Origin of the sequence: Streptomyces sp. SP18CS02 (genome assembly GCF_036322365.1) — a bacterium.
In the GTDB taxonomy this organism is placed as follows: Bacteria; Actinomycetota; Actinomycetes; order Streptomycetales; family Streptomycetaceae; genus Streptomyces.
The window spans coordinates 216,042-230,176 of record NZ_JAQYXC010000297.1 but is presented as its reverse complement, the minus strand read 5'-3'; the positions used below and the strand labels follow the sequence as shown (position 1 = coordinate 230,176).

General features: G+C 75.3%; 13 protein-coding genes. 6 read left to right on the top strand and 7 right to left on the bottom strand.

Translation table 11 applies throughout. The annotated features are described in order from the left end of the window. Positions 1-3: 3 nt before the first annotated feature. Positions 4-1,515, bottom strand: a complete 1,512-nt coding sequence (locus tag PUR26_RS29735; RefSeq protein WP_329877089.1) for a protein phosphatase 2C domain-containing protein — start codon at positions 1,513-1,515, stop codon at positions 4-6. Between the two features lie 120 nt (positions 1,516-1,635). After that, the gene (locus PUR26_RS29730) at positions 1,636-2,037 is read right to left on the bottom strand and encodes a hypothetical protein (RefSeq protein ID WP_329877087.1); all 402 of its coding nucleotides are present in this window, start codon (positions 2,035-2,037) and stop codon (positions 1,636-1,638) included. A 227-nt stretch (positions 2,038-2,264) separates the two neighbouring features. Between PUR26_RS29730 and PUR26_RS29725 the strand changes: the two genes are divergently transcribed. Beyond that, entirely contained in the window at positions 2,265-3,248 is a 984-nt protein-coding gene (locus tag PUR26_RS29725) for a helix-turn-helix domain-containing protein (RefSeq protein WP_329877232.1), read from the top strand. A 117-nt stretch (positions 3,249-3,365) separates the two neighbouring features. Next, the gene (locus tag PUR26_RS29720) at positions 3,366-3,848 is read left to right on the top strand and encodes a DUF456 domain-containing protein (protein WP_329877086.1); all 483 of its coding nucleotides are present in this window, start codon (positions 3,366-3,368) and stop codon (positions 3,846-3,848) included. Positions 3,849-3,993: 145 nt separating this feature from the next. Here the strand turns inward: PUR26_RS29720 and PUR26_RS29715 are convergent, their stop codons facing one another. Together PUR26_RS29715 and rsgA are read right to left on the bottom strand one after the other, a co-directional pair. Continuing rightward, positions 3,994-5,394, bottom strand: a complete 1,401-nt coding sequence (locus PUR26_RS29715) for a DNA-3-methyladenine glycosylase 2 family protein (protein WP_329877230.1) — start codon at positions 5,392-5,394, stop codon at positions 3,994-3,996. Positions 5,395-5,555: 161 nt separating this feature from the next. Then, positions 5,556-6,662, bottom strand: a complete 1,107-nt coding sequence (gene rsgA, locus PUR26_RS29710; protein ID WP_329877084.1) for a ribosome small subunit-dependent GTPase A — start codon at positions 6,660-6,662, stop codon at positions 5,556-5,558. Positions 6,663-7,113: 451 nt separating this feature from the next. Between rsgA and PUR26_RS29705 the strand changes: the two genes are divergently transcribed. After that, positions 7,114-7,923 (top strand): class I SAM-dependent methyltransferase, encoded by an 810-nt coding sequence (locus PUR26_RS29705; RefSeq protein WP_329877082.1) that lies wholly within the window; start codon positions 7,114-7,116, stop codon positions 7,921-7,923. Here the strand turns inward: PUR26_RS29705 and PUR26_RS29700 are convergent. Beyond that, the gene (locus PUR26_RS29700; RefSeq protein WP_329877080.1) at positions 7,889-9,127 is read right to left on the bottom strand and encodes a cation:proton antiporter; all 1,239 of its coding nucleotides are present in this window, start codon (positions 9,125-9,127) and stop codon (positions 7,889-7,891) included. The two genes, PUR26_RS29705 and PUR26_RS29700, sit on opposite strands and share 35 nt — an antisense overlap. A 2-nt stretch (positions 9,128-9,129) precedes the next feature. Beyond that, positions 9,130-9,600, bottom strand: coding sequence for a cation:proton antiporter regulatory subunit (locus PUR26_RS29695; protein WP_329877078.1), 471 nt, complete (start codon positions 9,598-9,600; stop codon positions 9,130-9,132). A 709-nt stretch (positions 9,601-10,309) separates the two neighbouring features. On the opposite strand from PUR26_RS29695, the gene PUR26_RS29690 reads away from it, so the two are divergent. Then, a complete protein-coding gene (locus PUR26_RS29690; protein ID WP_329877076.1) occupies positions 10,310-10,759 on the top strand; it encodes a VOC family protein in 450 nt (149 codons plus the stop codon). Here the strand turns inward: PUR26_RS29690 and PUR26_RS29685 are convergent. Then, positions 10,699-11,436 (bottom strand): helix-turn-helix domain-containing protein, encoded by a 738-nt coding sequence (locus PUR26_RS29685; RefSeq protein WP_443077212.1) that lies wholly within the window; start codon positions 11,434-11,436, stop codon positions 10,699-10,701. The genes PUR26_RS29690 and PUR26_RS29685 overlap by 61 nt on opposite strands. A gap of 221 nt (positions 11,437-11,657) precedes the next feature. On the opposite strand from PUR26_RS29685, the gene PUR26_RS29680 reads away from it, so the two are divergent. Continuing rightward, a complete protein-coding gene (locus PUR26_RS29680) occupies positions 11,658-11,984 on the top strand; it encodes a CU044_2847 family protein (protein ID WP_329877074.1) in 327 nt (108 codons plus the stop codon). A gap of 21 nt (positions 11,985-12,005) precedes the next feature. Next, positions 12,006-14,102 (top strand): VMAP-C domain-containing protein, encoded by a 2,097-nt coding sequence (locus PUR26_RS29675; protein ID WP_329877226.1) that lies wholly within the window; start codon positions 12,006-12,008, stop codon positions 14,100-14,102. Positions 14,103-14,135 lie beyond the last annotated feature (33 nt).

The window sequence follows — 14,135 nt, the reverse complement described above, 5'->3', positions numbered from 1 at the left end:
CCGTCACGCCTCCCAGATGGCCACACCCGTACGGTCATCGGCGTACCCCTTCACCCTCAGCTGGGTGTCGGCGAGGAACGCCGCCAGGCCCGGCGGTCCCCCGGCTCCCCAGCGCTCGGCCAGCTCCTTCGCGAGGGCGGGCTCGCCGCGCAGGGGGTCGGCCCAGCCCTGGCCGGCCAGCAGCAGCGTGTCGCCGGGGCGTGCCACGGAGGCGCGGAAACGGAACGGTTCGGCCGGCGGCGGGACGGGCCTCTCGACGTACGGCGAGGGGGGCGTGGGGATGTCGAGGTCAAGGGTGGGACGGTCGCCCCCAGGGGTCTCCTCAGGGGTCTGCTCAGGGGTCTGCTCAAGAGGGGAGGGGGGCGAGCCGAATCCGACCACCGGGCCACCGGAGGCCGTGGCGGACGAGGGGACCTCGGGTTCGATGTCCTGCCAGACGCCGTCCCGCAGCCGGAACAGCCCTCCCTCGCCGACGCCGAAGAAGACGCGGGTGCGGCACTCGGGGTCGGCGGTCAGCAGCAGGCAGCGCAGCCGGGCGGTGTACTCCCCCGGTTCCGCACCGAGCTCCGCCGCCCGGGCACGCAGCCTTCCGTACGTACGGTCGACGAGCCGGTGCAGCCCGGACTTCAGGTCGGCGCGGTGGCCCGCCCTGATGTCCTCGGCGAGGCGGGCGTGGCTGCGCCCGACGGCCGCGCCGATCCAGCGGCAGACGTCGGCCGCGGCCAGATGGGCACCACCCGCCCCGCGGGCACCGGTGGCCACGGCGGCCAGGACCAGCGAGGCGTCGCCGGTGCCGAACCGGGCGGTGAGCAGGGCGTCGCGGCGCGGCTCGCCCCGGTAGCGCGCGGAGTCGCCCCGCAGGGAGACGGCGCGCAGGGTGTACGTGCCGTACCGGGCGCCGTCGAGGACGGTGTCGGCGACCAGTTCGCCGAGCTGATCGGCGTGGGCGAGCGGGAGGGCGGTGGGTTCGGCCCCGTAGGTGGGCGGGCCGTCGCCCACGTGCCCGGTGCGCGGTCGCGGCGGGCCGAAGGGGTGCGGCGGCGCGGCGGGAGGGGCGGCCGGGACGGCGGGCGGTGCCTCGGGGCGCGCCGCGGCGGCGGGCCGGGGCGCGGCGGGCGGGGCGGCGGGGAAGGCGCGGGGGCCACCGGTGGCGCCCGGGGGCTCCCAGGGGGCGCGCGGTGGCGGCGGCTGCGCGGTTTCGCGCTCCCACCAGGCCCGGGGGCGCGCCCCTTCGGTCGGCGGCCGTGGTGGAGCAGGCGGTTGTCGCGGCGGCGGAACAGGTGCTGGGGCCTGCGCCGGAACGTCCGGCGGGCTTGGCGGCCCGAGGTCCCCGGCGGTGCGCGGCGGCTCCTGGGGCGGGGTGCCGGGTGCCTCGGCCACCGTGCCGGACACCGAGTCGAAGCGGTCGTCGAGCGTGTCGCCCGTCGCGGCCGGGAGGGTGTCCGGTGCGGTGTCGTCGTACAGCCTGTCCCACCACTCGTCCTCGCCGGCGGGCGTCTCCCCCTGTGGGTTCATGCCGTCGATTGTCCACCGCGGGCCGCGCGTGGAACCGGGCATTGGGAGAAAGGGCCGGTACGAATGGTCCGCCGGGCGGCCCCACCCCCCACGGGAAGGACGCCCGGCGGACCGGCGTGATCAACGCACGTCGTACGCGCGGATCACGGTGTGGGTGACGGAGCTGCCGTCGGCGTCCGTCAACCGGGTCCTGAGGGTGACGGGCTTCCCGGCGGCTCCCGCGTGGTCGACGGGCGCGCTCCAGCGACCGCCGCGTTCGCCGGCCCGGGCCTCGGTCCAGGTCGCCCCGCCGTCGTAGGAGTGCGCGGTGATGCGGCCCTTGAGGTCCGGGTGTTCGGCGTCGGCCCCGGTGTCGAGGACGGCGATCCTCGTGCCCGTTCCGTCGCGGCGCGCGGCGGCCTGACCGCCGGTCAGTGGTGCGTGCGCGGCCGGGTCGTCCTGCGGCACGGCGGCCGTGGACGGCGCGACCGCGGTGACGGCAAGGACCGCGGCGGTCGCCGCCGCCGGTGCCGTACGCGACATCGGGCGCATCGCTCTCCCCAAGTGGTTCCGGAGCGTTTCCGGCGCGCAGGCGTGAAAAGGCGCACGTCCCAAGGGTGTTGTGCTGCGGTGGCCGTCACATTGGCAGAGCGGCGAGTGATGCGGGGATGATGTGCGAGGCGGGTTCACGCCGTGGTCCGTTCCCGCCACGGCTGGCTGTGGAACGAGAGCGTCCGGTGAGCGTGAGGGGCGGAGGGGTGGGTTCAGGGGTGCTGGCGGCGATAGGGCTGGACGAACTCCAGGAGTCGGCTTACCGGGCGCTGGTCGCGCTCGGTGCGGCCGAGGTGACGGACCTGGCGCACCGGTTGGCGCTGCCGGAGACGGACACCGAGAGGGCGCTGCGGCGGCTGGAGGCGCAGGGACTGGCCGCGCAGTCGTCGGCGCGGACCGGCAGGTGGGTGGCGGCCCCGCCCGCGGTGGCGCTGGGGGCGCTGCTCACCCAGCAGCGGCACGAGCTGGAGCGGGCGGAGCTGGCGGCGGCGACGCTGGTGGAGGAGTACCGGTCGGACGCGGCCGAACCGGCCGTGCACGATCTGGTCGAGGTGGTGACGGGCGCGAGCGCCGTCGCGCACCGGTTCCTCCAGCTCCGGCTGGGCGCGGCGGACGAGGTGTGCGCGCTGGTGACGGGCAAGCCGATCGCGGTGACGGGGACGGACACCGAGGCCGAGGAACGGGCGGCGGTCCGCGGGGTCGCCTACCGGGTGGTGGTCGAGCGGGAGGTGCTGTCGCTGCCGAGCGGGATCGTCGAGCTGTCGGCGGCGCTCGGCCGCGACGAACGGGTCCGGGTGGTCGACCGGGTCCCGACGAAGCTGGTCATCGCCGACCGGACGCTTGCCATGGTGCCCCTGACCGGCCGGGGTGCGGAGCCGGCGGCACTGGTGGTGCACGCCAGCGGGCTGCTGGAGTCGCTGACGGGTCTGTTCGAGGCGGTGTGGCGGGAGGCGCTGCCGCTGCGGCTGGGCGCGGGCGCGCTGGTGACGGAGGCGGAGGTGCCGGGGCCCGACGCGACGGACCTGGAGATCCTTTCGCTGCTGCTGGCGGGGATGACCGACGCGAGCGTCGCCAAGCAGCTGGATCTGGGGCTGCGGACGGTGCAGCGCCGGGTGAAGGGCCTGATGGAGCTGACGGGTGTGACGACCCGCCTCCAGCTGGGCTGGCACGCCTACGAACGGGGCTGGGTCGCGCGCGGCTGAGCGGTCGGCCGCCGGGGCGGCGGGGAACGGCTGAGCGGTCGGCCGCCGGGCGGCGGAGACACACCCGTGCGGGTGGGGCGAACTGCGCGAACGGGGCGGGTCCGGCAGGCTGGGCGAATGGGTGTGTGGCAGCTCGTCCTGGTCGGGCTGGTGATGCTGCTGGGACTGTTCGGCGTGCTGGTGCCCGGCGTGCCGGGGTCCTTGCTGGTGTGGGCCGGTCTGCTCTGGTGGGCGCTGCAGGAGCACACCGGTCTCGCCTGGTGGCTGCTCGTCGGCGCGACGGCGCTGTTGCTGGTGACCCAGGCCGTGCTCTGGCAACTGCCCGCCCGCCGGCTGCGCGGCGTCGGGGTGACACGCCGGATGGTGGCGTTCGCGGGGGCGGGGGCGGTGGCCGGCTTCGTGCTGGTGCCGGTGCTCGGGGCCGTGCCCGGGTACATCGGGGGCATCTACCTCTGCGAGCGGCAGCGGCTCGGTGGTCACGGGCAGGCCGCGGCGGCGACGCGGACGGTGATGCGGGCCATCGGCACGAGCGTGCTGGTGGAGCTGTTCGCCTGTCTGCTCATCGTCGGCGCCTGGGTGGGCGCCGCGATCGGGAGCTGAGTGCGGGGGGCCGGGCCGGCCCGCGTCACGGGCCCGCCCGCCCGCCCCCTCACTCGTTCGCGTCACGCGTTCGTCGCCCGTCCGGGTGGCGCGTCTCCGTCGCTCGCGGGTCCGGCCGTCACTCGTGGCCCGACCGGTCCGCGCGTCACGCGTGCGCGACCTCTCGCGGGGAGGCGGCCGGCCGGGCGTACGGGGCGGCGGGCCCTCCCGTCGCGGCCAGGTACCGGGTGGCGTACGAGCGCCAGGGCCGCCATCGTTCGCGGTCCGCCCCCGGCTCCAGCGCCACGTCCGGGTCCCCCAGGGCCCGCATCCGGATCAGCGCGGCGGCGCGTGCGGTGACCCCCGGCAGGGCGCGCAGCGCCCGTTCGGCCTCGTCCCGGTCGGCGCCCGGATCGAGCCGTACGTCCCCGGCCGCGAGCGCGGCGGCGAGCGGACCGGCCTGGGGATGGCCGGTGATCGTGGCGGGCTCGGGGAACAGATGGGTGAGCCCGCCGCACGGGTTGTCCAGCGGAGTTCCGTGCGCCTCGACCAGCCGCGCGGCCTCCGCGCGCCCGGTCACGGCCCGCACGGCGAACTCCTCCGGATCTGCGGCGCCGGGCGAGCGCAGCCCCGGGCGGGCCGTCACCAGCGGCCCGAGCACCGCGTCCCCGGCCAGCCGCTCACCGACCGCGTACGGGTCGGCGTCGAGGTCGAGGAGGCGGCGCAGACGCTGCACGGCGGTGGTGAGGTCGCGCAGGTCGGCGAGGTGGATACGGGCCTCCAGCCACGGACCGGCCGAGCGCTCGTCGACGGCGGCGATGCCGGAGCCGTACGGCAGCCGCAGGGTCCGCCGGTAGGTGCGGGCGCCGGGGGTTCCGAGGACCTCCTCGACGCGGTCGACGGCCTCGGCGGCGAGGAGGTCGAAGACCTCGCGAGCGGCGAAGGGCCCGCGGTGGGCCAGCCGCAGCGGAATGCCGGCGGCGACGGCCGCGGGCCGCCCCGCGACACCGGCGGCGGACTCCACGCGCAGCCGGCTGGGGGTCCGTGCGTAGATCCGGCGGATGGTGTCGTTGAACTGGCGGACGCTGGCGAACCCGGCCGCGAAGGCGACCTCGGTGACGGGCAGCGGGGTGGTCTGGAGCAGGACGCGCGCGGTGTGGGCGCGCTGCGCCCGGGCGAGCGCGACGGGTCCGGCGCCGAGCTCGGCATTGAGCTGGCGCTGGACCTGGCGGGCGCTGTAGCCGAGCCGGCCGGCCAGCCCGGGCACCCCCTCGCGGTCGACGACACCGTCACCGATCAGGCGCATGGCGCGGCCGACGACATCGGCGCGTACGTTCCAGGCCGCCGAGCCCGGCACGGCGTCCGGCCTGCACCGGCGGCAGGCCCGGAAACCGTGTCCCTGGGCGGCAGCGGCGGTCGGGAAGAACGTCACGTTCTCGCGCTTGGGCGTCACGGCCGGGCAGCTGGGCCGGCAGTAGATACCGGTGGTGCTGACGGCGAAGAAGAACTCGCCGTCGAACCTGGCGTCCCGGCTGCTGACCGCCTCGTATCGGGTCTCCTCGTCCATCACGGCATCCAGTGTGCGTCGGTCCGCCCGCCGGGGCTGGCGGGATTCGGACACGACGGCCGGGGCGCCTGGCCGCCGGGCGCCGGCACCGGTCGTAGGGGACGGATACCGGCCGGGTGCCGGGGAGGTCCCGGCGCCCGGCCGTCGCGGCACTCACGGCGTCAGCGCGACCGCCCCCGCTTCGCCTCCAACGCCCTGCGGCCTGCCGCGTTCTTGCGCTTCCAGTCCTTGAGGATCTCCGTACGCAGCCGGGCGTCGGTCTTGGCCACGATGCGACGGTTCTCCCGCAGCAGCTTGCGGTAGCTGTCCAGCCGCCGCTCGGGCAGCGAACCGTCCTCGATCGCGGCGAGCACCGCGCACCCGGGCTCCGCCTCGTGGGCGCAGTCGTGGAAGCGGCACTCCCGCGCCAGCTCCTCGATCTCCGAGAAGACCTGGCCGACCCCGGTCTCGGCGTCCCACAGCCCGACGCCGCGCAGCCCGGGGGTGTCGATCAGCACGCCGCCGCCGGGCAGCACGAGCAGGTTGCGGGTCGTCGTGGTGTGCCGTCCCTTGCCGTCCATGTCGCGGACGGCCTGGACGGTCATGACGTCCTCGCCGAGCAGCGCGTTGGCGAGGGTCGACTTCCCGGCGCCGGACACCCCGAGCAGCACACTGGTGCCACCCGCGACCACGGCGGCGAGCACGTCCACGCCCTCGCCGGTGGCGGAACTGACCGGCAGCACCTGCACACCCGGCGCGGTGGTCTCGACGTCCTGCACGAGGTAGGACAGCCCGACCGGGTCGGGTACCAGGTCCGCCTTGGTGAGCACGACGAGGGGCTGGGCACCGGACTCCCAGGCGAGGGCCAGGAACCGTTCGATCCGCCCGAGGTCGATCTCGGCCGCGAGCGAGACCGCGATGATCGCGTGATCGACGTTGGCCGCGAGGATCTGCCCCTCGGACCGGGTGGAGGAGGTGGAGCGTACGAAAGCGGTACGGCGCGGCAGGTACGCGCGTACGTAGAGCGGGTTGCCGTCGGTCTCGACGGCGGCCCAGTCACCGGTGCAGATGACCCGCAGCGGATCGTGGGGGGTCACGAACGCGGTGTCCGCGCGGACGATCCCGTCGGCCGTGACGACATCGCACTGGCCGCGGTCGACGCGTACGACCCGTCCCGGGACCAGCCCGCGGTCGGCGTACGGCGCGAACTGCGCCTCCCAGTCGGTGTCCCACCCGTACGGGAGCAGGGACTGCGACGAGGAAGCGAGAGGGGAGGAGAGAGAAGACAAGGGGGACCCTTCACAAGGGTGGCCCCGGCACGCGCGGTGGACGCGTCAGGCAGTGATGTTCAGCCGGGGACCACAGGGGTGAGCATGATGATCTTTTGAGTGCGGGCAGCACCCCGCGCGACGACAGTCATCAATGTCCTCACCTCCTGATTCCCGTACGGCCACCGGCGGCCCTTCATGGCCGGCCGGAACGAGGGAAACCTTAGCCCGCCGATGTGACGGCGCGCCAACCTTTTTTCCACCGCGCCGGCGCGGGGTCGTGAGCGGGCGTCAGGGCGTCGCGGAGGGCATGGGCGCACGGAGCTGTACGGGGGGCGGGGGCCCGGATCGGGTGGGACAGGGGGTCCGGGACGGGTGGAGCGGGGGTCCGGGACGGGTGTGGCGGGGGACGCCGGTGTGGCACCATCGGAGTGCTTATGACAATCATTGTCGACTGAGGCAAGGGCTCACCATGGCAGGGCGGTTGACGGCGGAGCGGGCGGGCGAGTGGGTCAGGCGGTGGGAACTCCAGCAGCAGCGGTACGCGACCGACCGCGAGGCCCGCTTCACGGTGATCACCGATGTCGTCGAGGCGGCGACGGCGCGCCGGGAGCGTCCCCTGGTCGCCGACCTCGGCTGCGGTCCCGGTTCACTGGCGGCGCGGCTCGCCGCCCGGCTGCCGCGCGCCGAGGTCGTGGCCGTGGACGCCGACCCGCTGCTGCTGGCGTTGGGGCGGGCCCACCACGGGGACCTCGTGCGGTTCGTCGACGCGACGATCGGGGCGCCGGGCTGGCTGGAGTCGCTCGGACTGACCCGCGCACCGGACGCGGTGGTCTCCGCGACGGCCCTGCACTACCTGCCGGAACCGGCGCTGCTGTCGGTGTACGAGCAGATGGCCGCGGCCCTGCGTCCGGGAGGCGTCCTCGTCAACGGCGACCAGCTCTTCCAGGAGGACCCGGCCGTGGCGGGCTTCGCCGACGAGGTGGCGAGGCGGCACGCGCGACGGCAGGGAGCCCACGCCCAGGAGGACTGGGACGGCTGGTGGTCGGCGGCGGCGTGCGCCCCCGAGCTCTCCGCCCCGCTGGCCGAACGCCGCAGCCGGGGCCCCGCGCCGTGCGGGGACAACGGCCTGACGTTGCAGCGCCATGTGGAGCTGCTGCGCAAGGCGGGCTTCGAGGCGGCCGGCCCGGTCTGGCAGTACGGGCCCAGCTGTGTGCTGGTCGCGGTGCGGGCCGAGGAGAGGCCGCTCAGTTCGCGGCCGGGGTCTCACTGCTCTCCGTGATGGTCTCGTAGCCCGGCGGGGGCGGCTTGGAGCGAGGGGGGCGGGTGCTGGTCACCAGACCCCGCACACGACGCACCAGGGGCTCGGTCCAGCGGACGGCGAACGGGCCGACGAGGACCAGGATCAGCACGTACGCCGTGGCGATGGGGCCGATCCGCGGTTCGGTGGCGACCGCGAGGCCGGCGATGACGACGGAGAACTCGCCGCGGGCGACCAGCGCGCCGCCCGCGCGCAGCCGCCCGCGCGGGCCGATGCCGACGCGCCGGGCCGCGTACCAGCCGGTGAAGACCTTCGTCACGACGGTGACCAGCGCGAGCAGCAGCGCGGGCACCAGCACGGGCGGGATCGCGGCGGGGGCGGTCGAGAGGCCGAAGAAGACGAAGAAGACGGCGGCGAAGAGGTCCCGGAGCGGAGTGAGCAGCTTTCCGGCGCCCTCGGCGACCTCGCCGGAGAGCGCGATGCCGACGAGGAACGCGCCGACCGCCGCGGAGACCTGCAGCTGCTGGGCGATCCCGGCGACCAGCACGGTCAGTCCGAGCACGACGAGGAGCAGCATCTCGGGATTGTCGGAGGAGACCGCGCGGCTCAGGAGATGGCCGTGGCGCAACGCGATGTACAGGACGATGCCGACCGTGCCGAGGGCGACGATCAGTGCGAAGCCGGCGCCCGCCAGCCCGGCGCCCGCGAGCAGGGCGGTGAGCAGCGGGAGATAGAGGGCCATCGAGAGGTCCTCGATGACGAGGACGCCGAGGACGGCGGGTGTTTCGCGGTTGCCGAGGCGGCCGAGGTCGGTGAGGACCTTGGCGATGACGCCCGAGGACGAGATCCAGGTGACCCCCGCGAGGGCGACGGCGGCCACCGGGCCCCAGCCGAGGAGGAGCGCGGCGGCCGCGCCGGGCGTGGCGTTGAGGACGAAGTCGACGGCGCCGGAGGGGTACTGGGTGCGAAGGCTGGTGACCAGTTCGGACGCGCTGTATTCGAGTCCCAGGAGGAGCAGCAGCAGGATGACGCCGATCTCGGCGCCGACGGCGACGAAGTCCACACTGGCGTCGAGCGGGACGAGACCACCGTGGCCGAAGGCCAGGCCCGCGAGGAGGTAGAGGGGTATCGGGGAGAGGCCGACGCGACCGGCGAACCGGCCTATCAGGCCCAGGCAGAGGATGAGCGCTCCGAGCTCTATGAGGAGCGCGGTGGTGTTGTGCATGGTCAGCCACCGCCGATGATCGTGGCGAGGGTGTCCACTCCTTCACGGGTGCCGACGACGACCAGCGTGTCCCCGGAGGCCAGTCTGAAGTCCGGGCCGGGCGAGGGGTGGGCCGCGGTGCGCCGCAGGACGGCCACGACCGACGCCCCGGTACGGCTGCGCGCCCTGGTGTCCCCGAGCAGCCGGCCCGCGTACGGGGAGCGGCCGGTGAGGGGGATGTGCTCGGAGACGAGGTCGAGGCCGTCCGTGCGGATGGCGTCGAGAAGCGCCGGATCGATCAAGTGGGCCAGCGCGGTGGCCTCTTCGGGCGCGAGGGGCACCGACGCCAGACAGGTGTCGGGATCGTCGGCCGGGTAGAAACCCAGGAACCTGCGGCCGTCCTGGTGGACGACGACGGAGATGTGCTGGCCGGACGCCGTCGTGAAGTCGTACTGCGTGCCGACACCGGGCAGCGGGGTGCGCCGGGTACCCATGATCGCCCCTCCGGAATGAACACCTACGAGGCAAGTAAAGGATCTTCTTTACTTTATCATTACTTTTCTTGGGGGGCCGGGGTGCCCAAGGGCCGCCGAAGCGCTCGCCCCGGACTCCGGCACCGGCGGCACCGTCCGGGCCGGCGTCCGCCGGGAGCCGGTGACACCGGGTGTCCCGGCCGCCCACGTCGTCCGGGCCGCCGGTCTCGTTCTCGCCGCCCTCGTGGCCTTGGCGACCCTTGAGGCTCTTCTCGCCCTTCTCGCCCTTCTCGCCTGGGAAGTCGCCCCTCGCGCGGGGGGCCCGCCGTCGAGGGGACCCTCGCTGGGCCGGACGGGTGACCCGAGAGCCCGGACACCGTCGGCCCGGGGGCGTTCGGCGCGGCCCCGTCGACCACGCCGCGGGCCCGCGGCCCTCCGTGGCGGAGGAGGTAGGGCCCGAACACCGCGGCCATCACGGCGACCACGCCGACCACCAGGGCGCCGACCAGTGCTGGTCCGACCGCCCGATGCCGTATGCCGTTCACCGTCGCCGCCTCCTCGTGCCAGGGCTCCGCGGAACCGGCGGAGCCCCGTCTCCGGTCCCGTGCGTCCTCCCATTCAACGCCGGGGACGCCCGGCCCGCGGCCGACGGCCGAGCGCGCCCGGCGCCCGACGAGACGGGAGGAGCCGCTCCACCGGTGCGGAAGGGGACGCCGGGGCGCACGGGCCCATGTCCGATTCCTCCAAGACCGGCCAGGGGCCGTGCACCTACCGTTCGGACATGACCACTACGCCACGACTCGCGGCCCTCGGCCTCGTCGTCTCCGACATGGCCGCCTCCCTCGCCTTCTACCGACAGCTCGGCCTGGACGTCCCCCCGGAGGCCGACACCGCCCCGCACGCCGAGGCCACGCTGCCCGGCGGGATGCGGGTGCTGTGGGACACCGAGGAGGTGATCCGCTCCTTCGACCCCGGGTGGACCCGTCCGCAGGGCGGCGACCGGATGGGGCCGGCGTTCCGGTGCGGCAGCCCGGCCGAGGTCGACGCCGTCTACGAGGCTCTGGTCTCCGCCGGCCACCGCGGCCGGCTGAAGCCCTGGGACGCCGTCTGGGGGCAGCGTTACGCCGTGGTGCTGGACCCCGACGGCTGCGGCGTCTCGCTCTTCGCCGACGCGACGTAGGCGCCCAGCGTCATGCCGGCCAGGTCGCGCACCTCCCGCGCGAGGTGCGCCTGGTCGGCGCAGCCGGCGGCGAGGGCCGCCTCGGCGTACGGCCGGCCCTCCCGTACCAGCGCCAGGGCCCGCTGGAGGCGCAGGATGCGGGCCAGCGTCTTGGGGCCGTACCCGAAGGCGTCGAGCGATCTCCGCCGGAGCTGACGTTCGCCCAGACCGACCGCCCCGGCGGTCGCGGCGACGCCGTACCCCGCGTCCAGTGCCCGGACCACGGCCCGCAGCAGCGGGTCCGGGCCGGGAGTCCGCGCGGCCCGTCGCAGCGCGAGCTCCTCCAGGGCCGCGGCGGGGTCGGCCGCCGCCCCCACCCGCTCGGCCAGCCGGCGCACCGGCGCGGAGGGCCACAGCTCGTCCAGCCCGACCCTGCGGTCGCGCAGCTCGTGCGCGGGCACACCGAGCAGCGCGGGCGCGTCGCCGGGCGCGAAGCGCACCCCCACGTACCGGGCGTCCGCGTCCGCCGGGACGAACGCGCCGGTGTCGGGCCCGGCGACGAGCAGCCGTCCCTCGGTCCAGAGCAGGTCCATGCAGCCGTCGGGCAGCACGGGACGGGCGGCCCCGGCCCCGGGCCGCTGTGCGCTCCGGGTCCACACGACGGCCCCGTCGAGCGCCGACGGACGTTCCTCGTACACGCGTCCCAGCGTAGGCCGTGGCCCCGAGCCCCCGTCGGCGTCGCTCGCGGACGGACGGATCCGCCGGACGGATCGGACCGACGGACAGGCCGGATCGATCGGGCCGACGGACAGGCCGGATCGATCGGGCCGGATCGGTGATCCTCTGACAGCGTGTGCGCTCATCGCACACAATGGTGTGCGCCACGACGGCCGCGCTTCTCATGGTTCCGGGGGACGTTATGAGCACGCTGATGCAGTACACGACCGACAGCGGCGCCCAGGTCGTCGTCGAGATGGACGGCCGCGCGCCCGGCGCGCAGCCCGTGGGGCGGGGCGAGAACTCCCTGGCGCGGGCGGGCCGTACGTTCGACGAGGCCCTGGAGGGCATCCACGCGGCTGCCGAGTCCGCGCTGCGCGTGTTCCGCGAGGGCACGCTGAGGCCGGACGGCGTCGAGCTGGAGTTCGGGGTGAAGCTGACCGCCGAGTCGGGCGCCGTCATCGCCAAGGCGGCGGCCGAGGGGCATCTCACGGTCCGGCTGTCCTGGTCGCCCGAGCCCCGGCCCTAGGGTCGGGAGGCTCTGGTGACCATGGGGTCCCCCGCCTGGCACGCGCGCGTCGACCGGGACGGGGAGGTGGCGGGGTCCGGGTTCCTCGTCACCGAACGGACCGTGCTGACCTGCGCCCATGTCGTGGCGGACGCGGACCGGGTGTCGGTGTCGTTCCCGGCGGCGGCAGGTGTGGTGCCGTTGCCGGCGACGGTCGTCGTGCGGGGCTCGTGGGCGGGGTCGCCCCGGGACGCGGGCGATCTGGCCGTGCTGGCACTCGACGAGCCGGTGGCGCTGCGGCCCGCGGTGTTCGCCCCGCTCGAAGAGCCCATCACCGGACGGCTGGGGCACACGCGCCCGGCCAAGCTGGTCGCCTACGGCTTTCCCGAGGGGTACGACGAAGGGGTGCTGAGCGAGCTGCGCGCCGGGTCACGCCAGTTGATCGGCGACGAGTGGGCCCAGCTGGAGGACTGGAAGGGCTACGGGCAGCCGCTGGCCCCCGGCTTCAGCGGTGCGGCGGCGGTCCTGGAGGAACACGGCACCGTCGTCGGCATGATCACGGCCAATGACCCCGACGCCCGCAACGGCCGGATGATCCCGGCGCATGTGCTCGCCCGGCACTGGCCCGCGCTGGCCGACCGGATCCCCACCCTGGGGTACGGCGAGGCGGAGAAGCGGCACCTGCGCGCGCTGGTGGAGCGGACGCCCGGGCCGGCGCCGGGGATCGTCGGGCGACTGCTGGCGGACGCGGTGGGGCCGGTCGGTGTCGCACCGCCGTCCGGCCGCGAGCCGTCCCTGTGGGAGGCGGTGTGGCACCTGCTGTCCGAGGCGCCGCCCCGGCGGGGCGTACTGCCCCTGGCGGAGCTGACCGTACGGCTCGCGGATCTCGTCGAGGACGCCACGCTCGGGCGGGAGTTGCGCGACTGGGCCCATGACCACCGGGCCAGGTTCGACGAACCGTCGGGGGTGCCGGGCGTGCCGCGTACGCCCTTCGCCCCGTACGAGGCGAAGGACGCGGTCCTTCCCCGGCCGCCGATGGGCCACCGGGGCGGGCCCGGCCACACCGTGAGCCGGGCCTCCGCGCCCCACGGCACCGCGCCCCAGTCCCAGTCCCAGTCCCAGTCCCAGTCCCACGACATCGCGTCCCACGGCACCGCGTCCCACCACACCGCGTCCCCCTTCGCCGCGCCTGACGGCACCGCGCGCCAGGGACTCGCGCCCGGCCGCCCCGCTGAGCCCGGCCCCCTGGAGGCGCGGGCACCGGCGCATCCGGTCCCGGAACCCCGGGCCGCCGGACCTCGCGGGGCCGGGGCGGGGGCGCGCGAGGAGGCCGGGGCGCGCTGGTCGCCGATCCTGGTCGAGGTCCGGCACAGCGGGGCGGGCGCGCAGGCGCTGCTCGCGGAGGTGTCCGCGTACCGGGACGGGGCGCGGCGGCTCGTGGGCTCCGAACGTCTGGGCAAGGGCGCGCTGCGGGAGTGGGTGCTGGACCGGATCGACGACGCGTTCGGCCAGCTCGACACCGACGCGAGCGAACTGATCGCGTTCGCGCTGCCGCGCAGCCGGCTGAACGAGCCCGTGGAGCAGTGGGCGCGCCGCAAGGGCGACCGGACCCCGCTCGGCTGCCAGTCTCCCGTGGTGGTCATGGATCACGACCGGCGCTCCAGCGAGCGTCTCCAGTTCAAGCTGAAACAGATGTGGGCGGTCCTCGACGGGCTGCCCGGCAGTACGGTCCACCGCGTCGTGTGCCACAGCGGCGACCGTCCCGACCGGCTGTCCGTAAGGCTCCAGGACGTGCACGGCCCGGTCGGCTTCGCGCGGCCACCGCGCCGGGCCCGTGACCGTGAGCTGCACTGGGCCGCGCTGGACGCCCCCTCGCCGATCGTGCTGTGGCCGCGCACGGGGTGCACCGGCGCCGCGTGCTCGGGGCGGTGCGCGGGCAGTGACTTCCTGGACACCCTGGCCGGTCATCTGGCGACGCTGCCGCCGTCCGAACTGCCCCGGTGGGTGTTCGAGTTGCGCAAGAGCGCCTTTCTGCACGAGGGGGCGGTGCCGCACTGGGCGGACGGTCTCTCGCTCATGTGGGAGGACCCCCGCTGGTTCCCCGCCGTACGCCGTCTCGGCCGGTCGCCGGTGGCGTGACACCGCCCCTCCGCCCCCGCAACCGCACCCTCG

Excerpts from the sequence above, each read along its gene's own strand:
- PUR26_RS29735 (WP_329877089.1), bottom strand. The coding sequence starts at position 1,515 with ATGAACCCACAGGGGGAGACGCCCGCCGGCGAGGACGAGTGGTGGGAC.
- PUR26_RS29730 (WP_329877087.1), bottom strand. The coding sequence starts at position 2,037 with ATGTCGCGTACGGCACCGGCGGCGGCGACCGCCGCGGTCCTTGCCGTC.
- PUR26_RS29720 (WP_329877086.1), top strand. The coding sequence starts at position 3,366 with ATGGGTGTGTGGCAGCTCGTCCTGGTCGGGCTGGTGATGCTGCTGGGA.
- PUR26_RS29715 (WP_329877230.1), bottom strand. The coding sequence starts at position 5,394 with ATGGACGAGGAGACCCGATACGAGGCGGTCAGCAGCCGGGACGCCAGG.
- PUR26_RS29705 (WP_329877082.1), top strand. The coding sequence starts at position 7,114 with ATGGCAGGGCGGTTGACGGCGGAGCGGGCGGGCGAGTGGGTCAGGCGG.
- PUR26_RS29700 (WP_329877080.1), bottom strand. The coding sequence starts at position 9,127 with ATGCACAACACCACCGCGCTCCTCATAGAGCTCGGAGCGCTCATCCTC.
- PUR26_RS29695 (WP_329877078.1), bottom strand. The coding sequence starts at position 9,600 with ATGGGTACCCGGCGCACCCCGCTGCCCGGTGTCGGCACGCAGTACGAC.
- PUR26_RS29690 (WP_329877076.1), top strand. The coding sequence starts at position 10,310 with ATGTCCGATTCCTCCAAGACCGGCCAGGGGCCGTGCACCTACCGTTCG.
- PUR26_RS29680 (WP_329877074.1), top strand. The coding sequence starts at position 11,658 with ATGAGCACGCTGATGCAGTACACGACCGACAGCGGCGCCCAGGTCGTC.
- PUR26_RS29675 (WP_329877226.1), top strand. The coding sequence starts at position 12,006 with ATGGGGTCCCCCGCCTGGCACGCGCGCGTCGACCGGGACGGGGAGGTG.